This window comes from Clostridium gasigenes, from assembly GCF_900104115.1.
GTDB lineage: Bacteria > Bacillota > Clostridia > Clostridiales > Clostridiaceae > Clostridium > Clostridium gasigenes.
In genome coordinates this window covers 14501-35981 of the sequence record NZ_FNJM01000015.1, presented here as the reverse complement: position 1 = coordinate 35981, position 21481 = coordinate 14501, and the positions used below count along the sequence as shown (strand labels likewise).

Genomic DNA, 21481 nt, shown 5'->3' with positions numbered 1-21481 from the left:
ACCTCTATTATTTCAAATATTCTTCTAATTCTTTTATCCCTATGCTTTCCATAGTTGAAATTTTAAAAATCCTCTGTGCACCTGCATTTATTAATGCTTCTTCTGCCTTTATTATTTCCTCTTCACTATTCGATAAATCAATCTTAGTTATAATACCGATTACCTCTTTAGGAAAAATACTTGCAAAAGCTGGTGGAAAATAATTTTCTTCTTCTGTGCAATCTTGTATCAAAGCTATTACATCAGCATCTACTGAAGTAACAATTAATGCTCTATAGTATGATCTATTTTCTATGTACTCACCAGGAGTATCTATTGCATTTTCATAATTATCAATAGCTTGAGTTTTCTTATACTCTAGATTCTCTGCATGTAATTTTTGGCATAATGTAGTTTTTCCACAACCGCATTTTCCCATAAAAATAACTTTTTTCATTTGTTCACCTAAGTCCTTGTTATTTCTGCTGGAGTAAATTTTAATATATTCGAAAGAACAATTAAAACTTGTCCCAATGCTGATTCTACGGATGAAACATCACCTGTTATAACAAGAGAACCACTGAATCTATCAACAAAACCAATTTGAACATCTGCTGCCTTAGTAGCGACATCTGCTGCGATAATAGAAGCTTCACCAGGTGTAATAGTTAATATGCCAATAGCATTTTTATTATCTCCATTTAATCCTAATTTCTTATATAAATCCTTATTAGGATTTGCAATTAAATGAGCTAATGTAACTTGCTTACCAGGTACATATTCTTGAATCACTCTTTGTTTTTCGTTAATTTCACTCATTTTATACCAACTTTCTTAAAAAAAATATATAAAGCTCCTTAAAAATATAATACTATTCTTAAGAAGCTTCGTTGCTACATATGAATAACACGCCCTTGTGCTATATAAAAATTGTACTCCTTTACAAATAATTTGTCAACATTTTTTAAATTATTTGTAAACTATTAATTAGAAATTATATTTAAAATTTTTATTATCTCATTTTTATTTGGAACTCTTGGATTTGTGATTGTACAACCATCAACTAAAGCACTTTCTGCTATAGCATCTATACTATTATTTATTTCATTTATATCCTTTCCACATTCCTTTAATGTTCTTGGCATATTCATTTCTTTTTGTAATTTTACAATCCAATTTATTAAGCTCTTAACACCAGTTCTTACATTAGAACAAGGTAAATCTAAAATCTTAGCTACATTTGCATATCTTATAGCTGCATTTGAATATTCACAATTTGTATATCCTGTTAGATCTGCATTATATTCTACAATATGAGGAAGCAATATAGAATTTGTTCTTCCATGAGCTATATGTAGTTTTCCGCCTATACCATGAGCTATACCATGATTTAAACCTAATGAAGCCTCATTAAATGCCATTCCTGCTAAACATGAAGCTGAATGCATTTTCTCTCTTGCCTCTGTATTATTTCCATCTTTATATGCTCTTAAAAGATAATCACTAACTAATTTTATAGATTTTTCTGCTAAAGCATCAGTAAAGTCATTAGATTTTGTACTAACATAAGCTTCTAAACTATGCGTTAATACATCCATTCCTGTATCAGCCGTAATAAAATTCGGAACAGTTTTCACAAGTTCTGGATCTAATATAGCTTCATTTGGTAATAAACTATCTGATACTAGTGGATACTTTATATTTTTTTCTTTATCAGTTATTACTGAAAAACTAGTAACCTCTGAGCCTGTCCCACTTGTTGTTGGTATAGCTATAAAATATACATCATCAGTTTTAGTTATTTTTAAAGCAAATTCTTTTATAGCTTTTGCAGCATCAATAGCTGATCCTCCACCTAAAGCTACTATAGCTTCTGGCTTAAACTCCATCATTTTATTTACACCAACTACTACAGTTTCAATAGGTGGATCTGGAACAATTTCATCAAATACAATATATTCTACTGACCCTTTTTCAAGTTGTTCTGTTATTTTTTTAATAGTGCCACTCTTAACCATAAACGGATCTGTGATTACCATTACTTTTTTATAGTTTAGTTCACTTAATCTTGATAGTGAACCTTCACCAAAATAAATTTTGGTTTTAATTGAAAATTTATTCATTGCATTACCTCCTAAAAAATAAAAGCTCCATAGGATAAATCCCCATGAAGCTTCGTTGCTCATCAAATACACGTCATTGTGTATTAAATTATAAGTTAATTTTAATACTTATAAGGTTTTTGGTCAATAGATTTAATTTTTTTTGTAAATTCACCTTATCATTACGTAACATATTAAAAATATAATATACTAAAATATAATTTAGGTTTTACGGTTGCATTAATCGATAAATTTTTATGTATAAAAATCAATGTTAAAGAACTATACAGGTCAGGATCATATTATGACAATGTTATTTTTACAAATCTCAGGTTGCGATGGGCTAAGAGATATTGATGATAAGTTTTGTAAATAAAAAAGAAGATGTTGCTTAAAATAATTTAAGCGACATCTTCTTTATGTTTAAAGGATAGAATGATTATCCGAATAAGCTGAATTGGTATTAGTATCATTACTTCCATAGTTTAATAAGGCATTAAGAATAATTGCAACTATAGAACCTGAAACTATTCCACTTCCAAAAATAGATTGGAAAAATTGTGGTGTTTGTGAAAGTAATTCAGGAACCGCTGTAATTCCAAGGCCTACACCTAAAGAACAAGCAACTATTAAAATATTTGAATCTTTTTCTAAATCAGCGGCAAATAACATTTTTATACCAGCAACCGCAACAGTACCAAACATTATAGTAGTAGCCCCACCAATAACAGGTTGAGGAATAATTGTAGCTAAAGCTGCAAACTTTGGAATTAATCCAAGAGCAACAAGGATAATACCAGATGCAACAACTACAAAACGACTAAATATTTTGCTTAAAGATAGAAGTCCTAGGTTTTGATTGAAGGTAGTATAAGGGAAAGAATTAAATATTCCACCTAAAATTGTTGCTATTCCCTCTGCTCGTAGTCCTTTTACAATATCTTTTTCAGAAAGGTCCTTCTCACATAACTTTGCAACTCCCATAAATGTTCCAGTAGATTCAACCATAATTACAAACATAACTAAAGTCATCATAATAATTGAACTAAGTTCAAATTTAGGAAATCCAAAAACAAATGGTTTAACAAAGCTAACCCATTTTGCATTAGCAACAATAGAGAAGTCAACCATACCCATAAAGGATGCTACTATAGTTCCAATAACTATACCATTAAGGATAGATATTGATTTAAAGAATCCTTTTAAATATTTGTTTGAAAGTAAAATAATAAACATTACTAGTCCCGCTAATGATATATTAGCAATGCTTCCAAAATCTTTAGAACCAGCACCACCGCCACAACTTCTAATACCAACATTAATTAAGGAAAGCCCAATAATGCTTACTACAGAGCCGGTTACAACAGTGGGGAAAAATCTTAGTAATTTACCATACAATGGAGCAATTAAAATAACAATAAATCCTGAAACTATTATTGCACCATATGCATAATCCATTCCTAAAGATTTACCTATAATAATTAATGGACCTACAGCAGCAAAGGTACATCCAAGTATAACAGGTAATTTAATACCTGCAAAATTACCTATTCCAATGGCTTGCAGCAATGTAGCTATACCACAAGTAAATAAATCAGCTGCAACTAACAATTCTAATTGTTGAGGGCTTAAACCTACAGCAGCACCAATTATAAGGGGTACAGCTACAGCACCGGCATACATAGCGAGTACATGTTGAAGTCCTAGAGTAGCTAATTGTCCTAGTGGGAGCATTTCATCTAATTTATTTGTTTTGGTTACTTTTTTCTGATTTTTTATATTCATTAACGAGACCCCCTATAAAATTAATAGTAAAATTTCAACAAATTTATATTATAATTATATAGATACTTATTAGTAATTATGAATCTTAATTGGATAAAATCTATATAAGTTCTAATTAGTAATCTACATTAATTCCAGATAACTAACCATACAACTGTAAGTAATCTAGCTTTTAATATGTATATTATTTAATAGAACTTATATAGATTTATATTAATAATAATAGTAGTCTTTATACTGTAGTGTAGTATTTTTTACTATGCAGCTTTTTTCTTTGTTAAATATAAACCTGAAGCTATAAGTGCTACAGATATAATAGCTATTCCAGTTGCTCCAATTGGTGCACCTGTTTTAGGAATTCCTTGTCCTGTTTTAATTGAAGTTCCATCTGAAGTTGAATCTGTCTTTACTTCATTAACATTTGGAGTTATTGTTCCTCCATTATTATCTGGAGTTATTGTTCCTCCATTATTATCTGGAGTTGTTGTTCCTCCATTATTATCTGGAGTTGTTGTTCCTCCATTATTATCTGGAGTTGTTGTTCCTCCATTATTGTCTGGAGTTGTTGTTCCTCCATTATTGTCTGGAGTTGTTGTATCTATTGCTGGTGCATCACCTGCAATTAGAACTTGTTCAAATTTAAAATCAAGAGGCTTATCTTTAGATGTAGTTTCTTTTAATTCTTTTACTAAAGCATCTCTTATTGGCACTGACATATCAGCTAGATTAGAAACGCCCTTAGAGAAATCAAACTTATCTCCACCAGTAGACATAAAATCATTAGTAACTACTGAATAAGTCCCATCTTCCTTAACAACTGTTCCATCATCTAGAATCATTTTAGTTATTCTTGATCCAAATGCCGCTTTTTCATTGTAGTAAATCTTAATACCAGCAACTTGAACCCAGCCTATTTCCGTATTGTCTATTCCATTTTCCATTACTTTCTTTAATTGAGTTCCTGTAATATTCATTTTCACTAAAGTATTATCAAATGGCATTACATCATAAAGGTTACCCATAGTTATTTCACCTTTAGCTATTGGAGTTCTTAGTCCTCCTCCATTTGTTATACCTATTTGTACTCCAGCTACTTTAGCCATAACCTTTGCTGTGTAGTATCCAAGTGGTGATGTTCCTTTAATAGCTTTTCTATCATGATCTAAACTTATATTAGTATATCCTACTACTTCATCTAGAAGTGGTTTTACATCATTTACATATATGTCCAACATATCTTTAACTTCTTTATTAGGTGCTATTTCCTTAGCTCTTGTAGTTACTTTATCTAAATTAGCTTCTTTTAGTAACAACTTGTTATTGCTATCAAATACTAAGTTTATTTTCCCAATATTTCTTCCATTATATCCTGTTTGTATTACTGGAATACCATTTACCATACCGGCAACTTCTTGATGACTATGTGCTGTAATTACAGCATCTATATTTTTTGCAGATTTTGCAACCTCTGCACCTTCCCCTGTTATTTCCTTAGTTTTAGCATCTTGGAATGTTCCTAAGTGAGATAATACAACTACTGCATCAACCTTAACATTCTCACTTCCAACACCCTTATTTTTTAATAAGTCTGCCCAGTAGTTAACTGTTTCAACTGGATCTCTAAATTCGTAATCTTTTACATTTTCAGCCTTTGTTTGGAATACTGTTTGCGGAGTAGTAATACCTATTATACCTATTTTAACTCCATCTTTTTCCACTATTTTATATGGCTTAGCCCAGCTTGGTGTATCTTTAGTTCCTTTTAAATAAATATTAGAAGCTAAGAAATCCATCCCTGAATCTTTAGACCATTTTTCAAACATATTAGTTCCATCTTTACCTACTACACCCCAATCAAATTCATGATTTCCTATTGCAGATGCAACAAATTCATTAGCCTTGAAGAACTTATTCATAGGTTCTCCAGTTAATAAATTTGATAAGGCAGAACCTTGATAATTATCTCCTGCTGAAACCAGGATTGTATTTGGATTTTCTGCTTTATAGTCATTAAACACTGTAGAAAGCTTAGCTACTCCTACATTTTTTCCTTGTTCTACTAAAGCACCATGTATATCATTTATAGATGCTAAAGAGATAAATTTATTACCTGTCGCTTTCTTTAAATCCTCAACAGTTAAACTTACACTATTTACAGCCCTTGGATCTTGTCCTGCTGGAAGCGTAACTGCTTTATCTTTAAGAGCTTGTACCGCAACATTTCTTAAAGTAGGATCCCAGTTATTACCTGTAACTTTCCAGTTATTATTCATTTTAGGTGATATAGTTCCACCCTTTACATTTTTAATATAATCTCCTATAAGTTCTCTTACTCCACCTATATTAGATTTAATATCTTTCTCTATAATTTCTGGAAGAGCTTCTCCAGCTTTAAATATTGGTCCATAAGATAATAATTGAGTATTAGCTCTGTAATTATTTACTGCTACTTTCACAGAATCTTCATCTTTAATTGCTGTTCCATCCATTTTAGTTAAATTAACTATTCTTGATCCTACAGGTTTTGATATATCTATACCAAATTTAACACCTGAGAACATATCATAGTTATATAATCTAGAAGTTGGATTGAATGATATTGTTAAGTCCCCTGGTTTATATTGATTATAATAGCTAGCTGACCATTCCATATATTTCTTTAATTGTGTTCCTGTCATTTTAAGAGAATAAAGAGTATTTTCATATTTATAAATTAGTGAAGAATCAGCTTTCTTAAACTCTCCTTCTTTAACAACTGGACTTGACGCATCAAATATAGCCGATGCTGCTACATCTGCTCCTGAATAATGCATTTGAACTTCATTTATTAGATTAATAAGTGGTGTTTCTTGTAATTGAGCTTGTGGAACCTTATCTATTTCATTTTCAGGAGATAAATTACCATCAACTAATTTACCAATAATTTTATTTGCATCAGTTATTGCAAAATCATTATATGATTTAAGTGAAGTCATCATCTCTGTATCCGGTGTAACATCCTTAATTTTAGTTATTTTAGCTGTTACGTCATTAACTCTATCTGCAACTATATATTTACCATCTTTCTTTGTAACTTTAATATCAACCTTACCTATTGTCTTTCCTCTTGCATCATTTTCGATCATTTTAACGCCATTATAAACGTTGAATTTTCCTGGGTTATCGGTATTTACAGTTGTATCATCAACAATTTTATGTCCATGTCCTGCCACTACAAAATCTAGACCTTGAACATCATTTAAAAGATTTACAACTCCAGATCCATGTACATCATACTCATCACCTTCACTCATATGAACAGTTGCAATGATTACATCTGCTTTATTACCATCTTTAATTTCTTTGATGGCAGCTTTAGCTTCATCTATAGGATTAGTTACTTTATATCCGTTAAGATTTTCTTCATCCCATCTAGTTATATTTGGTGTTGTTATTCCTAAAATAGCAACTTTTACTCCACCTTTTTCTACTATTGTATAGTTACCATACATTCTAGTTTTTCCATCTTTTTCATATACGTTCGCACTTAGTACTTTAGCATTCGCTGTACCATAGGCTTCTTTAAGCTTGTCTATTCCTCCATTAAATTCATGATTACCTAAAGTAACTGAATCATACCCTATTTCATTAAAGGCTTTTATCATAGGGTTTCCTTCTAGTTTATATTCTGGATTACTTTTAAAAAATATTTCAGCTGAATTTTCTTGTATTGTATCACCAGCATCTACAACTATAGTGTTTGGATTTTTTGATCTATACTCTTTAACCACTGTAGCAATTTGAGCTAAACTCCCTGATTTATCCTCTTTATTTTGAGCATAGTCATATGGATAAAATCTCCCATGAAAATCAGAAGTCGCTATAAGCTGAATGTTAACGATTTCATCTTCGGCAGCTTTTACCGTTATAGGGCTAAATAAACTAAATAACATAATAGCGCTTAATGTTGCTGCTAAAGTCTTTTTGCTTTTAAATTTCTTTAATATAAACATATTTTTGCACCTTCCCTTTGTAAATTTTTTATTGTATTGCAAACTAATTATAATATATACATAACATTAATTTCCATCTAATTTTTTCTAATTTTATTTTTATATTCCTTTTTTTATTTTATTGATATTTTATTTGTGTATTATTTACTATTTTGTTATTATTATTACATATTTCCCCCTATTTTATTTTTTTTAAATTCAAAAAAATATTAATTTCCTAATTTAAACAGTTTGACTTGTTTTGTAAATTATGTTATATAGCTTGCCTTTTGTAATAAAAAAGGAGGTTGTAAAATTAATTACAACCGCCTTTCTTATTACTCTTTATCCCAATTTTTTATAACCTCACTGGCTTCTACTCCAGGATAATACATCTTATCCGCTCCCTGGTTTCCTATAGCAAAAAGAGAAAATCCTAAAAACCAAGGTTCATCTTTATATGCTATTTTATAAGCCTCAAAACAATTTCCCTGCTCGCGACTATTAATCACAGTTGTTTTATAAGGATTCCATGGCTCTATAGAAGCTTTTTCAGTTCTTGGAAAGCCTAATTCTCCAAAGAAAATTGGTTTTTCCCATTTTTCATTAAAAGCTTTTACTTCTTCTTTTATTTCTTGTTTTCTATAATATCTTTGTGATGAATTTATTGAATTTACTAAACTATCCACTGTATTTATATCATTATCTGTAAGCTCAAAATATGAAGCAATAGATATAAAGTCTACCTTTGAAAACAACTTATTATTTAATTTATTTTCATATTGGCTCTTTAATTGTTTTTCTATTTCCATAGTACTTTCAACATTCCAATTAGTTGTTATCCAAAAGCTAGTTCTATATGTTACTAATCCCTTATAATATCCTCTAACATAATCAATTATATTACAAAACTCATCTTCCATATATTCTAACTTTGAGAAGCTAGTTGCTATGTTAAATGCATCTATATGATAGGGTATTGCTATTTCATCTATTAAGGGCTTAATGACCTTTGTTTTCCAATTATTAAAAAAAGCTTCTTTATCTTCTGGATTTAGTTCCGTTTCATATTTACTTCCATTCTCTATCCATGGATAAGGTTCTAGGATTATATTAATATCTCTTCCTTTTAGCTCGTCAAGTAGCATTTTCGCTCTTTCTAAACTATTGTCATATATACTCATATCACTAGATGAGAGAGAGTCAATATTTATTACTACAGGAAGATTTATAGTATTTAGTCCAAATTTATCAATATCATTAAGTGCCTCTTCTACTGTATAATCAGTAGATAAATTACCTGATTTTATTTTTTTTTCAAATTTATCGTTTAAAGTTTTTCCTTGAAATTTATTTATGCTCTTATTAATTATCCCTCTAGTTGTATAATTAAAATTATACATATAAAAACATACGACAACTATAAAAAAAATAGTCACTAGCCCTATTTTATTTTTTTTAGACATAATATCCCACCTTGTATTTATTAATAATTATTTAGACTTATTATTTTTTCTAAACACCTTAATTTTATATTTTTTCTTATATAATAAAATTGCACTTATTGTAAATATGACTAATGCTAATAGCACTACTAATAAAATCTTAGAACTACTACTTAGCTTTATTATTTTATCATAACTTGGTGCTTCCACTTCTTCCTTATATTTAAAGCATCTAACATTTCCATGCTCATCTATAACTGCTCCATCTCCATTTAGTTTATAAAACTCCTTATCTTCACTTAAAAACAACAAGCTTTTTTCTAACAAATCCGCCCTTGGTGATGTTAAAACCATCATATTTTTTTGTGAGTTATATGGTGATTTATCTAATTGGAATGTTGATATTGTCTTTGAAAAATCCTCCATAAGGGTTAATTTTTCATTAGATTCAAACTTTGTATATTCATTATTATACTGCATCCAAAGATTTTTGTTTAATTCTTTTATTAATTTATTATTATCTGGGGTACCATAAATAACAATATTTTTATCATTATGCTGATTTTCTAAGTTTTTTGAACTTATAGCCTCTAAACTTCCTAAATTGTATTTAGTTTGTTTTTCCATATAAGCTGACATATTACCTAGAGCTGTTAACTCACTACTTGAAAGATTATCAGGTAGAACAAATAATGTTTCATTCATATCCCAATCAGATACAAATGGTGCTGGATATGTATCAAAATAAAATTGTTTTAGTTCCTTATTATTAATTTGAATAGTTGAATCATCTCTAACAAATACCCATGGTTGCTTTTGATCTCTTATCTCACAATTTACATCATTTAGTAATAAATCAAAGGCAAACTTTATTTCAATAAAGAATATATTTGTAACATCTTCTGGTACTGTAATTAAAAGATTATCTTCATTTGCCTTCTCTTTTTCTAGCTTTTTACTAGCAACTGGAATATCATTTATAAATACTGTAAATAAAGATCTATCAAAATCTAAATTTTCAGAATACCTGAAATTTATATTAATTGTATCTCCTACACTTAATTGTCTATTTTGAGGTAATGAGTAGTTAATAGCCATTTCATTTCTAAATAATCCTTCTACAGTTTTTTGGTTATATCCAAGTTCCTTAAATGTGAAAGTTTTTTGTGGTTCCTTAATCTTATCATTTAAATCCATTTTACTATTTATATAAACTGAACTTTTGTTAACTTGGCTAACCAACTCCTTATTCATAAGGAATTTAACAGCACAAATTAATTCTTTATCATTTTCCGATAAAATATACAGAATTTTTTCCTGTCCTGTAGCTCCTACTGGTGAGTTTGCTATGTTGATATAAGCTTGATTATTAAGATCTTCAAAACCTCCTATCCCTTTTTTTAATATTTCTGGCATAGCATCTATTCTTCCTATATATGCTATATTACTTTTTTCTAAAGCCTTCCCATTTTCAGCTTTAATAATTTGTCCCCTTCCGCCTTCTCTTGCAATTAATCCTTGCATTTTTAATGCTGATGTTAATTCTCCATCAGTATAACTATCAGGAATTACTATTTTAGTGATTTCATATCCTCCCATATTTACTAATGGATAGGTCAGTTCACTTATTAAATTTTCTGGAATCATATTTGTTTGAGTTATATTAACTTTTGACTCTTTCTTTAAAACTAGCCAATTTGCAGTGTTTAAATCATCTGTACATGGCATATCTGTAAGTCTAAGATAACCTTCTACCTTAATCTCATTAAATCCATCCTTTAATAATTCTAATGGAAGTTTTAATTCTATAGTTTGGTTTTGTCCATTATTACTTTCTATTTTTTTCGAATAAAATTCTGTTCCATTTACTAAAAAGGTTAAATAACTGCCTATATTTTTTTCTAATACATCTGTAACTTCAAAAACCATAGAGGTCTTTATATCCTTAATATTAGTTCTCTTATCTATATTAAAATTCCAAGAATAACTATCATAAACTCCTGAAAAAGAAACATTCTTTGAAAGCTCTAGCTCTTTATTATAGATATTATTACTATAACTTCTATTTTTCAAAACTCCCTGTGCTACCTCCACTGGAATCACAGTCAATATTGAAACAATTAATAATATTAAAGTTACAATTTTGTTTATATTATTAAATATTTTTTTATTCATACCGTACCTCCTATTTTTCAATATTTCTTACTCAAACCGTTCTGTTTTATACCACTTTACTTCTTTTTTAAATATTGTATCTTTTATAAAACTATAAAAACCGTACCCAGCAACAACGCCCCATAACTTGCAATAAGTAAAGTACATAAGTAAAATTACGATAAAATTTTTAAATGTTAGTTCTCCTTTTTCTGTTGATATGCAAACTAAAAGTGATAATACAAATACCGATAAAGCCATCACCCATATAGCCAGTACATATCCTTTTACATGAACTTGTATTAATCCAAGCAAACCAAGAATAAAAATAGCATCTGAAAGTATATTTGCTGACAAAAACAGAAAATATATAGTTACATAATATATAAGATCAAATCTTATAACTCCAGCACTTGGTTTGAAAATGTACTTTGCATTTTTTATTACTACATAAATATTTCCTTTAGCCCATCTTGTTCTTTGCCTAAACCAAACCTTTAAGGTTTGTGGTTCCTGCTCCCAGGTAACTGCCAGGGGCATAAATTTTATTTTATAACCCATTCTATAAAGTCTAAAGCTAATTTCAGTATCCTCTGTTATTGCCTTAGTATCCCAACCGCCCATTTCTTCTATTAATTTTCTTCTTACTACAAAGTTAGTTCCTGGAATAGTACAAAGATTAAAGATCTGCCATCTTCCCGCTTGTGCCATCCACTGAAAAGATAATGTCTCTATATTAATAAATGCAGTTAGTAAATTCACATTTTTATTTCTACATCTAAACTTACCTATAACTGCGCCAAGTTTTGGGTCCTCGTCAATAGTTTGAATTAAATATTTTAAAGCCTTTGGCTCTGGAGTATTATCCGCATCATAAATAGCAAGATATTCACCCCGGCTTATATTAAATGCCATGTTTAAAGCATTCGATTTTCCCTTCCCGCCAGTTACACTATCTGTGTTTATCACAGTAAAATTTCTTCCTTTATATTTATCCTTAACCTGATTTAATATCTCTTCAGAGTTATCTGAAGAATTATCATTAATTATTATTATTTCATATCTTTCCTTTGGATAATCTAATCTTAAAAGAGACTCTGCAGTCCTCTTTATAACCACCCCCTCATTATGAGATGGTACCATAACGGTTACAAATGGATAGTAATCTATTTCTTCCTTCATTTTTTTATCATGTATTTTTGTATAATAAATATATCCTCCGATTACTAAAATAATGTTCATAAAAATAACTACCCATATCACTCCTAAAGAGTACACTAGTAAATAATCAACCAGGCTCATATTGATCTCCTTTACTTAAAATACTTTTTCTTATCTATTTTTAAACTGTATAAGAAGAATATTATAAATACTATTACCCCCATAATAGCAATTACAAATATCCCTTTGTTTACGTTAGTTAAATCAATAATACCCGATTTTTCCGGTATCTCATCTTCCAAATTTTTATCTTCATCCCCATATAACCCCTGTTTTGATAAAAATTTATTTCCTCGTAAATTTACATCATTAACCATTAATCCATTTCTATTATTAGTTATTTTATTATTACCAAAGGTTAATTTACTTTCTAAATTTATAGTATTTGAAAATTCTATTCCCTTTTTTTTATATAATCGTATTTTTTCTTGAAGATCCTTAATTGGCTCATTGCCTTTAATCCCTATTGCTACATCAGTTAATAGTTCCTTTGAAAAATTCAATTCCTCACCATCAATTTTTAGCAACACATTATCAAAATAACCTATAGAATATTTTTCAAAATCTATTACCCCTAAATTTTGATTTTCATTAATTATTATTGTAGAAGTCTCATCTAAATATTTTTTTCTATCATTTCTATATAAATAATAATCATTTATGGTTGTTGCTATTGGATATACCTTATAATTTACAAAGGCATCCTGGGCAATAGAAACATTTTGCATTAGTTCCTCTTCTGTAGGTCCCTTATCATACAAATAAGGATCGCCTAAAATAACAGTCCCACCTGAGGCAACACAATATCTTAGAGCCTCAACATATCTTTTCATGGCATCAAATTCTAAATTTTCATAAACCCCCATGGCACTAACTAAAAATGGAATTCCCTGATCATATAAATAGTCTGCTTTTTTAACTAACCAATTTAAATCATCATATGGATAAACTTCATCTATTAATAGATAACAATTTCTCTTTTTATTTTCCTTATTATTAAATTTATCATTTATTTTTTTCTTTATTTCTAATATTGATCTTTTATCTTTGAAATTTAATGGAACTACTTCCTCATCAGAAGAATTCTTTCCAATCCACAATAATTTTTCACTTCTTATGTAAAGCTCCTCTACTTCAGGCCCTTTAAAGCTTCCCTCTTCATTGGATAATATAATAATGCCCTCAGCATTATTTAAATCTTCTGTTGTATAACTATTTATTTTTCTTAACTCTATGTTTTTTCCTGTAGTCAATGCCATTTTTATAACATAATTCAAATTATTATTTTTGCTTGCATACTCCTTATATTGATCATATATAATTAGTAATTCACTCTTATTCTCTATTGCTAAGGAAACCTTCCAAGGAAGTATTAACGTTATTCCTATACATAAAATAATTGCTTTTTTTATATTATTAAACATCATACTCTAATTCTTTCTCTGCTAAATTAATAAAGCTCATAGGATCTATCACCTGTTCATTTTGAGTAAAGCCTCCTATTTGAACCTCAACATTTAAATTTTTATATAGTTTTTCTTTTCCTATTTTTATCTCCCTAACAGCTTCCTTCATCCTATTTTTCACAACTAAAGCCCCATCTTCATCACATATTAATATATAGGCAAATGTTTTTTTATCAATTAAATATTTTCCATCCTCATACCTTAAAGTTTCACCTAATACCTCTGAACATTTTCTTATTACTTCCTTAAATAAATCTTCTCCTACTATACTAGCTAGTTTATCACTATATTTAAGTCTTACCATTACTAATGTTATTGGCATCTTATATCTTTTGTGTAAATTCATATATATAGGCATTTCATTTATAAATGCCCTTCCATTTTTTATTCCTGTAGATTCATCCATCATTATAAATTTTTTATTTTTTTCTTCTAACTCACTAATCTTAACCTGCATTTCTAATATTAATTCCGCTATTGTAGATATTAATAAAGCAGTTAATGGAACTATTATAATCCAATAAAAAATTTTATTATCTAATACTACCCCTTTAGTAAATGAAAGATAAAATTTATAGGTGCAATAAACAAAATCTACTATCATACCTACTATTAAGGCCCCAGTTTTTCCTAGATAATAGCTAATTTGAGCCACAATCATTAATATCATTAACATTATATATCCTTCTAGACTTTTACTTAATTCTAAATATACAAAGGCTATGCATGCCACGAAAAAATATCCTACCATTAATGTTGCATATAAATCAATTTTCATACTTATTTTTTCATTGCTTCCCAATTCTTTTCCCCTCCATTATTATTAAATATTGCATTATTAATCTAATTACCATTAAGTCGAATGTCAAATTATACAAAAACTCATGTTTTGCAATATCAGCATCACCTGCTCCAACTACTGATATTATAATTTGTGAAAATCCAGCTAAAAAAATATATAAATATGCTTCTTCAAATAAGCACCCATTAACATCTTTAGTATTAAGGCTTTTTTTATAACTTTTAAAGGAACATAAAAAGTAAATTATTAAAAATAAAATCATAAAGCCAGATGTCTTAAATACACTTTTATCTTTTATAGCGCTCCATCCACTAAAAAAATAACTTTTAGCTCCATATGGTTTGCCTTCACTTTTTTCATAGTTTCCCATGGCGTCAGGCTTTATAGTGTATGCATTTTTAATGCCTACTTTTAAAATCGATCTAAATTCTTTTCGATGTTTTAAATAATATATAAAAAGTGATGGTATTGAATAGTTTTCATAAAAGTCTTCCTTTAGTCTTTCATCATTTGGATTTATAGAGGGTACTTTCTTATAAAAATTTTCCCCTTCTAGCAAAGAGTAGCTTCCGTCTATACCAAAATTCTCTAATACCTTTTCTGGATCTTCTCCATTCATAAGTGAACCTCTAGTCATTGCATGAAATCTATTCATATAGTCAAAATCGCCCTTTATAGATTTATATAATAACCCTGCTGATACTATAAAGAAAATACCTATTATTATTGATAATATCTTTATATATTTATTTTCATTAACATATCCCAGCCTTATAATTAATATTGCAGCTAACACTCCTATAGGTGCTAATTGTTGCTTTGCCCCAAAAAATAATAAACAAACAATAGAGAATAAAATTAAATTCACCAAATTTATTTTGTTGAATTTTATTATATATAGTAATATGGCTACACTTAGTAAAAAACAAGCTATTATTACCCCTTCACCATAAAATGAATTGAAATATGAAATATATGCTGTATCACAAAAAATAAATGTATATATAATTGCTATAAGATACTTAAATTTTTGTGTTTTTATATCCTTAGTAAAAACCTTAACTAGTAAATAAGCTGCTACTGCATGTAAGCTCAAAAATATTATTGAAAGAAACCTAATATCAAAAATATTATTATTATTAAATATTTTTGATATGTAGACTGCTAATTTTATAAATATAGATTGAGTTGAAAATAATGCTCCAGTTGTTTCACTTGCATATTTATATATTCCATATTCTTTGTTAAAATATCCAAACATTATATCGTTATCATTATTTGATAAATGGTATAATCCATTCTGACTTATGATTCTATAAAAGTCGCCATTATCCGCAATCCCGATTATTGGTTTTATAAATAATCCAAATGTACCTATAATCATTATTAGAATAAGCACTGTAATTTCTGGGGTCATCTTAATTTTTATAAAATTATATAACCTTTTCACATCTAATTTTTTATACATAAATTACCTCTTTATTGTTTTTTATTAATTTATAAAACCCCTTAAACCCCATAAAAAATAGTCTTTATTATTTTACACAATAAAGATTACTTTTATTTAAATTTATCTATACAATTAATAATAGTTTTTAATCTTAAATGAATATTTAAGATTAAATTTCACCTCAAAACAATTTTATATAAAAGGAGCTAGGATATTTAGCCATTTTATGCTAAAGGTCCTAGCTCTCTTTATATTTGAGACTATAGATAACTTAGTGTATATGTAATCTACTGCTCCTCAGTATCCCTAAATTTGTTTGTTTTTTTATCACTCAATTTGACTAATTGTTTCTTAGCAAATATAAAAATTAACTTTATAACTAAATATATTAAGAAAACATATAAAAAGCCATAGATTCCATAGGCGATATCAGCAAATTCCATATTACCCCTATTAGTTAGCTTTTGTTGTATCTCAATTACAAATACAATAACAATCATAACAGTAAATGTATAAATAAATGATATAGCTGTTATGCTATACTTTGCCACTCTTTTAAATACAAATTGTGTAATAAGAAAGATAACCATACCTATAATAGCCATTGATATAAAGTGTAGCTTTTTGTCATCAATTGCATAATCACCTATCCCAACAAAATTTACAACTTCATCGTGAATATTATTAATGAACTCTGCCATAATTTTTAATAATTTTATTATAGTACCACCCCCTAAGTATTTATATATATACAAATAAATATCAATACTTATATTTATTATATCACTAAACCTTACCTAGTCATAATTGTTTTATCAATTTTAAAAGGCACCTGAACCTCCTCCGCCTCCACCACCAAAGTCTCCACCACTTGAGCCACCAGTAAATCCCCCACCAGAATCATGATTACTAGGTGTTGCATTATTATATATTGAATTCATGGTATTCATGTGAATTAAATAGTAGTTAAAGTAATATGTTCTATTAATATAATTAAGTGAATCCATGTCACGTTCACTAGCTCTTTTTGCAGTAATTATTAATTCATTAATGTAATGCTCAATTGAGGCATTATTAATTCCTAATGCTCTTGCATATAAAAGAATAGTATCTGCTGTATTAAATTCATTTAACCGTTCTTTAAGGTTGATAGTATTCTCTATAAACCCTTTGTATGATAACCATTTTAATTTTTCATTATAAAATTCATTTGTTAATGTTTCTCTATTTCCAATAATGGTAAAGAATCCTTGTAATTTAGCATCTTCTCCGACTTTCACTTTCCATTCATTTAATTTTTTTAAAAATATTTTTGCTTTCGATTCTTTCTTTAATAAATTTTGTATATTAATCAATGAAAATTCATTATCTATCTCATAAACCGAAAACCATTTAATAATAAAATTAAGATGAGCTTCTTTAGGTAAAGTTTTATTAATGTTTCTTTTAAAGACTAAATCATTATCTGATTTATTACTCAAAAAACCTTTTTCTGTATGTTTAAGTTGTTCAATATTATAATACCCTAAGTTACACAGGTAGAATAAAGTAGAACTAAGAATTTCCTGAGAAATATTTTTCTTACCTATTAATAAATTAACTAAAGCCGGTGAAATTCTAGAAGGAGGCTCAATATATTTAATATTTGAAATAAAGTTGTACTCATTTCGATATTTTTTAATAGCTTCATTACGTTTTTTATTTTCACTAACAACTAATATAACTATTAAAGTAATAATTCCACCAACAATTAAAATAAAAATAACGCCTCCATAATTTGGATTTTTAGAATTATTCTCAGAAACAATATCCTTATTATTAGGTTCTGTATTCCCCTTAATACTATCGTTACCTGATATTATAGAACTATTAACTAAAAATTCTGCTGGAATAGTTAAATCAATACCTATCCTGGAGGATAAGTTTTTATAATTAATATTTATTCCATTATTAATATAACTAGTTAAAAGTTCACCATCTCCAAAGGTTTGGTATCTGGAATTTTCAGCAGTAAGTATTTTATTATAAAAACTAATATTAAGATTAGCTTCCTTTATAGATGAAATATTTTCTACTGAATAAAAATCCCAATATAATTGACCAGTAGTTTCATATTTTTTAGCTACATTCTTAGCAGTATAATTCACCTTAAAAATTTTCTTTTCATTAGAGCTTTTTGAATATAATTTAATTGACGTTTTATCTCCATTTTCTGAAATTTCATAGGTATTTTCAGCCTCTGTATTTCCTGATGTAGCTATAGTTTCAAACCCAGATTTATCAATAACAACAACTGAATTTATTATATAGCCATCAGAGCCAGTTGAATTTAACTCTCTAAGAAATCCATTAAAATCCCCTGAAAAATTATAAGTTAAATATTCAGTTACGTTAATATCCCCATTATCCATAATAGCTGCATTAATATCTACCTTATCAATTTCATAGCTTTTAGTATCTGCAAAGCAAGGAACAAAGTTAAATAGCAATAAAAATAGCAAAGTAAAACTTAATAACTTTTTCACCTAATCAACCCCTTAATTCTTCTTATTCACATTTATCAGCAATCATAATAAATTTAACATTCATTATACATTATATATATTCATTTATATATTTTTTAAATTTCCTTGACACAATACCTAAGTACAGTTTTTAATTTCTCCGTTTCAGTTTTCCTTAAATCTGAAAGATATATCTCTCTGTGTGCTTTTGTTTTTATAATCAAATTATTTTTCTCGCAATACTCTTTCATAATAGAAAAAGTCTTAGATTCATCATCAAAAGAGCCTATATGCAACATCTGAACTGAAAGTCCATCCTTTATAGTTTCAAAAATAATTTTATCTAATAAAGGATGTGGTTTTTTCTTTTTAACAATTTCCATTGCTTTAGCTACAAGTTCCTCTGTTACAAAATTTGGTTGCCTAATCATTATCGTATAAATAAACTCATCTTTATTTAATGTTTCTTGATTTTTGCCTTCTTCTGTTAAATCCCAGATTCCCTCTAGTGGATAAACAGTGTATTCAAAATATCTTTCTGGAGTATATCCATTTTTAGGCATCATTCTTATTGCATAGGCAAGTGAATATAATACTCCTACAGCTTGTGAAAACTCTTCTCTATTTGGATTTCCTTTTCCTTTTATCATAAAAAACTTAAATTCAGGAATATCTACTAAAACTGGCTTTTCTTTAGGCATATAATATTCTTTTTCACGCTTTCTCCACTCATGCTTCATGTCTACATCTCCCCAATCGAAATAATTATTTCAGTAACATATTTACTTGGGTTCCCTTTGAAAATCATACCAGGACCTTTTAAATATGTCTCTCTTGCTGGACCTATGCAATTAATATTATTTTTGCTCGCATAATCAAAAAGAGCTTTATATGCATTATTTAACTGCTCATATTTCCCATAATGTATAGTAGATATCCCCTTTATGGATGGTAATTTTTTAATATCTACAGTTGATGTCTCTATATATTTTTTAATAGGTACACAAACTTCTATATCAGCAATTTCCTTATATTCACCATCATGATACAAATTAAAAGGAGTTCCGCTCGCTTTACCTTTAATGGTTTTATAGATAGATTTAATATAGTTTCCAACATCACAATATCTTCCTTTGTACCTAATTGATGCAACCATTATTTCCGGCATGCTTTTTATTTCTACTTTATAATCCATATGACATTCCTCCATTAAATTATATTCTGTATAGAGGTTAAGTTTCTTTAGCAATTCTTCTTGCTGAAATATTTTCTTTTTAATCATTTCCTTCTTTTCTTCAAAAACATAAGATAAATCCTCACTATTATTACAGATAGATAGTACATCTTTTATTTCAGAAATTGAGAAATCTAATTCTCTTAAAAGAACTAATAATTTAGCTTTTTGAAAATCTTCTTCATTATAATACCTATATCCATTTTCATCATCACGAAATGATGGCAGAAGTATTTTCTCTTCATCATAGTACCTTAATGTTTTTACACTAAGATTTGTTATCTTTGAAAACTCACCTATTTTATACATAATTCACCTCTATATTCAAATTATAATCTGTCCACTGCACTGGAGTGTCAATAATATTTTCTCTGCTCAAGAAATTCTATGTATTAATATTATATCATAGAGAATTAACTTTCTTAATGTCCATGCATTACTTGCATTATAAAAAGTTGTTAGGCTTACAAAGTTTGGGTATAATAATAACTATAGTAAATGAGTGGAGGGTGATTTTATGGATCTTACTGATATTATAGATATAGTTGTTAAAAAGTATAATATTGATTGTATAGGTCTATTTGGAAGTAGAGCTAGAAATGATCATAATGAATACTCTGATTATGATTTATTTATTATAGCGCATATTGATTTAGATACTGAATTGATACTTGAATCAGAATTTGAAACTTTACTTAATGCTCCTGTAGATTTAATAAGCTTGTCTAAAGATACAGATGTAATATTACTTAAAAATATAATGAATGATTCAGTAATATTATATAATCAAAATGATAAGTATGAAAAATTATATTCTTTTGTAGAAAACTTTTTTATAGAAAACCATGATTTCTTAAAATTAAGAGAACATGACCTTATTTATGGGTAAAAGGAGGTGCTTTAATGATTAATAAAGATAGAGTTTTGAAATTATTAACTGATTTAAATGAATGGAACATAGAATATACAGAGTGTGTAAAAGAAATAGAAACTAATAAAAATGAAAATCTTAAGAAAATTCTATACCATAGTATTAGGGCATATTTTTTAGACTTTCATATTCTTTGCGAAGATTATATTTCAATAAACTTAAAAGACCTAAATAAATTTAAAATTAGCTTATCAGCAATTGATGGAATGGAAATAATAAAGGATTCTAATAGAATAGGTATTAATTTTCTTAATTTCTATGCTACATCAAGAAGACTTCGAAATAGGCTTGCACATAGATATAAGCTTCCTTCTGATGAAGAGCTATTATTAAACTTAAAAAATAATGTGCAATATATATTAGAATTACAAAAGTCAATCAAATTACTAATCTCTTATAATTAATCTTTACCAAAAAGCTAGTCGTTGCTAAACAGC

18 protein-coding genes are annotated in these 21481 nt (G+C 28.1%); 3 read left to right on the top strand and 15 right to left on the bottom strand.

Annotated features, from left to right (window positions below; translation table 11 throughout):
• Nucleotides 1–7: 7 nt before the first annotated feature.
• The 3 genes from BLS77_RS16500 to BLS77_RS16490 all read right to left on the bottom strand — a co-directional run bounded on the left by BLS77_RS16500 (nt 8) and on the right by BLS77_RS16490 (nt 2102).
• On the bottom strand, nt 8–436 hold the full coding sequence (locus BLS77_RS16500) for a EutP/PduV family microcompartment system protein (protein ID WP_089972305.1): 429 nt from the start codon (nt 434–436) through the stop codon (nt 8–10).
• A gap of 8 nt (nt 437–444) precedes the next feature.
• Complete coding sequence (gene eutS, locus BLS77_RS16495; protein ID WP_089972302.1) at nt 445–798, bottom strand: ethanolamine utilization microcompartment protein EutS; 354 nt, start codon at nt 796–798, stop codon at nt 445–447.
• 164 nt (nt 799–962) lie between these two features.
• Nucleotides 963–2102 carry a 1-propanol dehydrogenase PduQ gene (locus tag BLS77_RS16490; RefSeq protein ID WP_089972301.1) on the bottom strand — a complete coding sequence of 380 codons (1140 nt, stop codon included), beginning with the start codon at nt 2100–2102 and terminating at the stop codon, nt 963–965.
• A 250-nt stretch (nt 2103–2352) separates the two neighbouring features.
• On the opposite strand from BLS77_RS16490, the gene BLS77_RS16485 reads away from it, so the two are divergent.
• Nucleotides 2353–2457: a DUF4372 domain-containing protein gene (locus BLS77_RS16485; protein WP_089972299.1), complete on the top strand. Its 105-nt coding sequence runs from the start codon at nt 2353–2355 to the stop codon at nt 2455–2457.
• Nucleotides 2458–2504: 47 nt separating this feature from the next.
• Here BLS77_RS16485 and BLS77_RS16480 read toward each other — a convergent pair whose 3' ends face one another.
• The 12 genes from BLS77_RS16480 to BLS77_RS16425 all read right to left on the bottom strand — a co-directional run bounded on the left by BLS77_RS16480 (nt 2505) and on the right by BLS77_RS16425 (nt 20422).
• Nucleotides 2505–3866 carry a nucleobase:cation symporter-2 family protein gene (locus BLS77_RS16480; protein WP_089972297.1) on the bottom strand — a complete coding sequence of 454 codons (1362 nt, stop codon included), beginning with the start codon at nt 3864–3866 and terminating at the stop codon, nt 2505–2507.
• Nucleotides 3867–4123: 257 nt separating this feature from the next.
• Entirely contained in the window at nt 4124–7858 is a 3735-nt protein-coding gene (locus BLS77_RS16475; protein ID WP_089972295.1) for a 5'-nucleotidase C-terminal domain-containing protein, read from the bottom strand.
• Nucleotides 7859–8175: 317 nt separating this feature from the next.
• On the bottom strand, nt 8176–9303 hold the full coding sequence (locus tag BLS77_RS16470) for a glycoside hydrolase family 113 (RefSeq protein ID WP_089972293.1): 1128 nt from the start codon (nt 9301–9303) through the stop codon (nt 8176–8178).
• Between the two features lie 27 nt (nt 9304–9330).
• Nucleotides 9331–11457, bottom strand: a complete 2127-nt coding sequence (locus BLS77_RS16465; RefSeq protein ID WP_089972290.1) for a cellulose biosynthesis cyclic di-GMP-binding regulatory protein BcsB — start codon at nt 11455–11457, stop codon at nt 9331–9333.
• 27 nt (nt 11458–11484) lie between these two features.
• Nucleotides 11485–12738: a glycosyltransferase family 2 protein gene (locus BLS77_RS16460; protein WP_089972288.1), complete on the bottom strand. Its 1254-nt coding sequence runs from the start codon at nt 12736–12738 to the stop codon at nt 11485–11487.
• Nucleotides 12739–12749: 11 nt separating this feature from the next.
• Nucleotides 12750–14084, bottom strand: coding sequence for a hypothetical protein (locus BLS77_RS16455; protein ID WP_089972285.1), 1335 nt, complete (start codon nt 14082–14084; stop codon nt 12750–12752).
• Complete coding sequence (locus tag BLS77_RS16450; RefSeq protein ID WP_089972283.1) at nt 14074–14925, bottom strand: diguanylate cyclase domain-containing protein; 852 nt, start codon at nt 14923–14925, stop codon at nt 14074–14076. Before BLS77_RS16450 ends, BLS77_RS16455 begins: the two co-directional genes overlap by 11 nt.
• Nucleotides 14912–16393: a glycan biosynthesis hexose transferase WsfD gene (gene wsfD / locus BLS77_RS16445; protein ID WP_089972282.1), complete on the bottom strand. Its 1482-nt coding sequence runs from the start codon at nt 16391–16393 to the stop codon at nt 14912–14914. The genes BLS77_RS16450 and wsfD overlap by 14 nt, the downstream gene beginning before the upstream one ends.
• A gap of 269 nt (nt 16394–16662) precedes the next feature.
• A complete protein-coding gene (locus BLS77_RS16440; RefSeq protein ID WP_175490886.1) occupies nt 16663–17076 on the bottom strand; it encodes a hypothetical protein in 414 nt (137 codons plus the stop codon).
• Nucleotides 17077–17196: 120 nt separating this feature from the next.
• Entirely contained in the window at nt 17197–18900 is a 1704-nt protein-coding gene (locus tag BLS77_RS16435; protein ID WP_089972279.1) for a DUF2207 domain-containing protein, read from the bottom strand.
• 95 nt (nt 18901–18995) lie between these two features.
• Nucleotides 18996–19619 (bottom strand): GyrI-like domain-containing protein, encoded by a 624-nt coding sequence (locus BLS77_RS16430; RefSeq protein WP_089972277.1) that lies wholly within the window; start codon nt 19617–19619, stop codon nt 18996–18998.
• 2 nt (nt 19620–19621) lie between these two features.
• On the bottom strand, nt 19622–20422 hold the full coding sequence (locus tag BLS77_RS16425) for a MerR family transcriptional regulator (RefSeq protein WP_089972274.1): 801 nt from the start codon (nt 20420–20422) through the stop codon (nt 19622–19624).
• A gap of 208 nt (nt 20423–20630) precedes the next feature.
• On the opposite strand from BLS77_RS16425, the gene BLS77_RS16420 reads away from it, so the two are divergent.
• Both BLS77_RS16420 and BLS77_RS16415 read left to right on the top strand, forming a co-directional pair.
• Nucleotides 20631–21002 (top strand): nucleotidyltransferase family protein, encoded by a 372-nt coding sequence (locus BLS77_RS16420; protein WP_089972272.1) that lies wholly within the window; start codon nt 20631–20633, stop codon nt 21000–21002.
• A gap of 14 nt (nt 21003–21016) precedes the next feature.
• Nucleotides 21017–21448, top strand: a complete 432-nt coding sequence (locus BLS77_RS16415; RefSeq protein WP_089972269.1) for a hypothetical protein — start codon at nt 21017–21019, stop codon at nt 21446–21448.
• Nucleotides 21449–21481 lie beyond the last annotated feature (33 nt).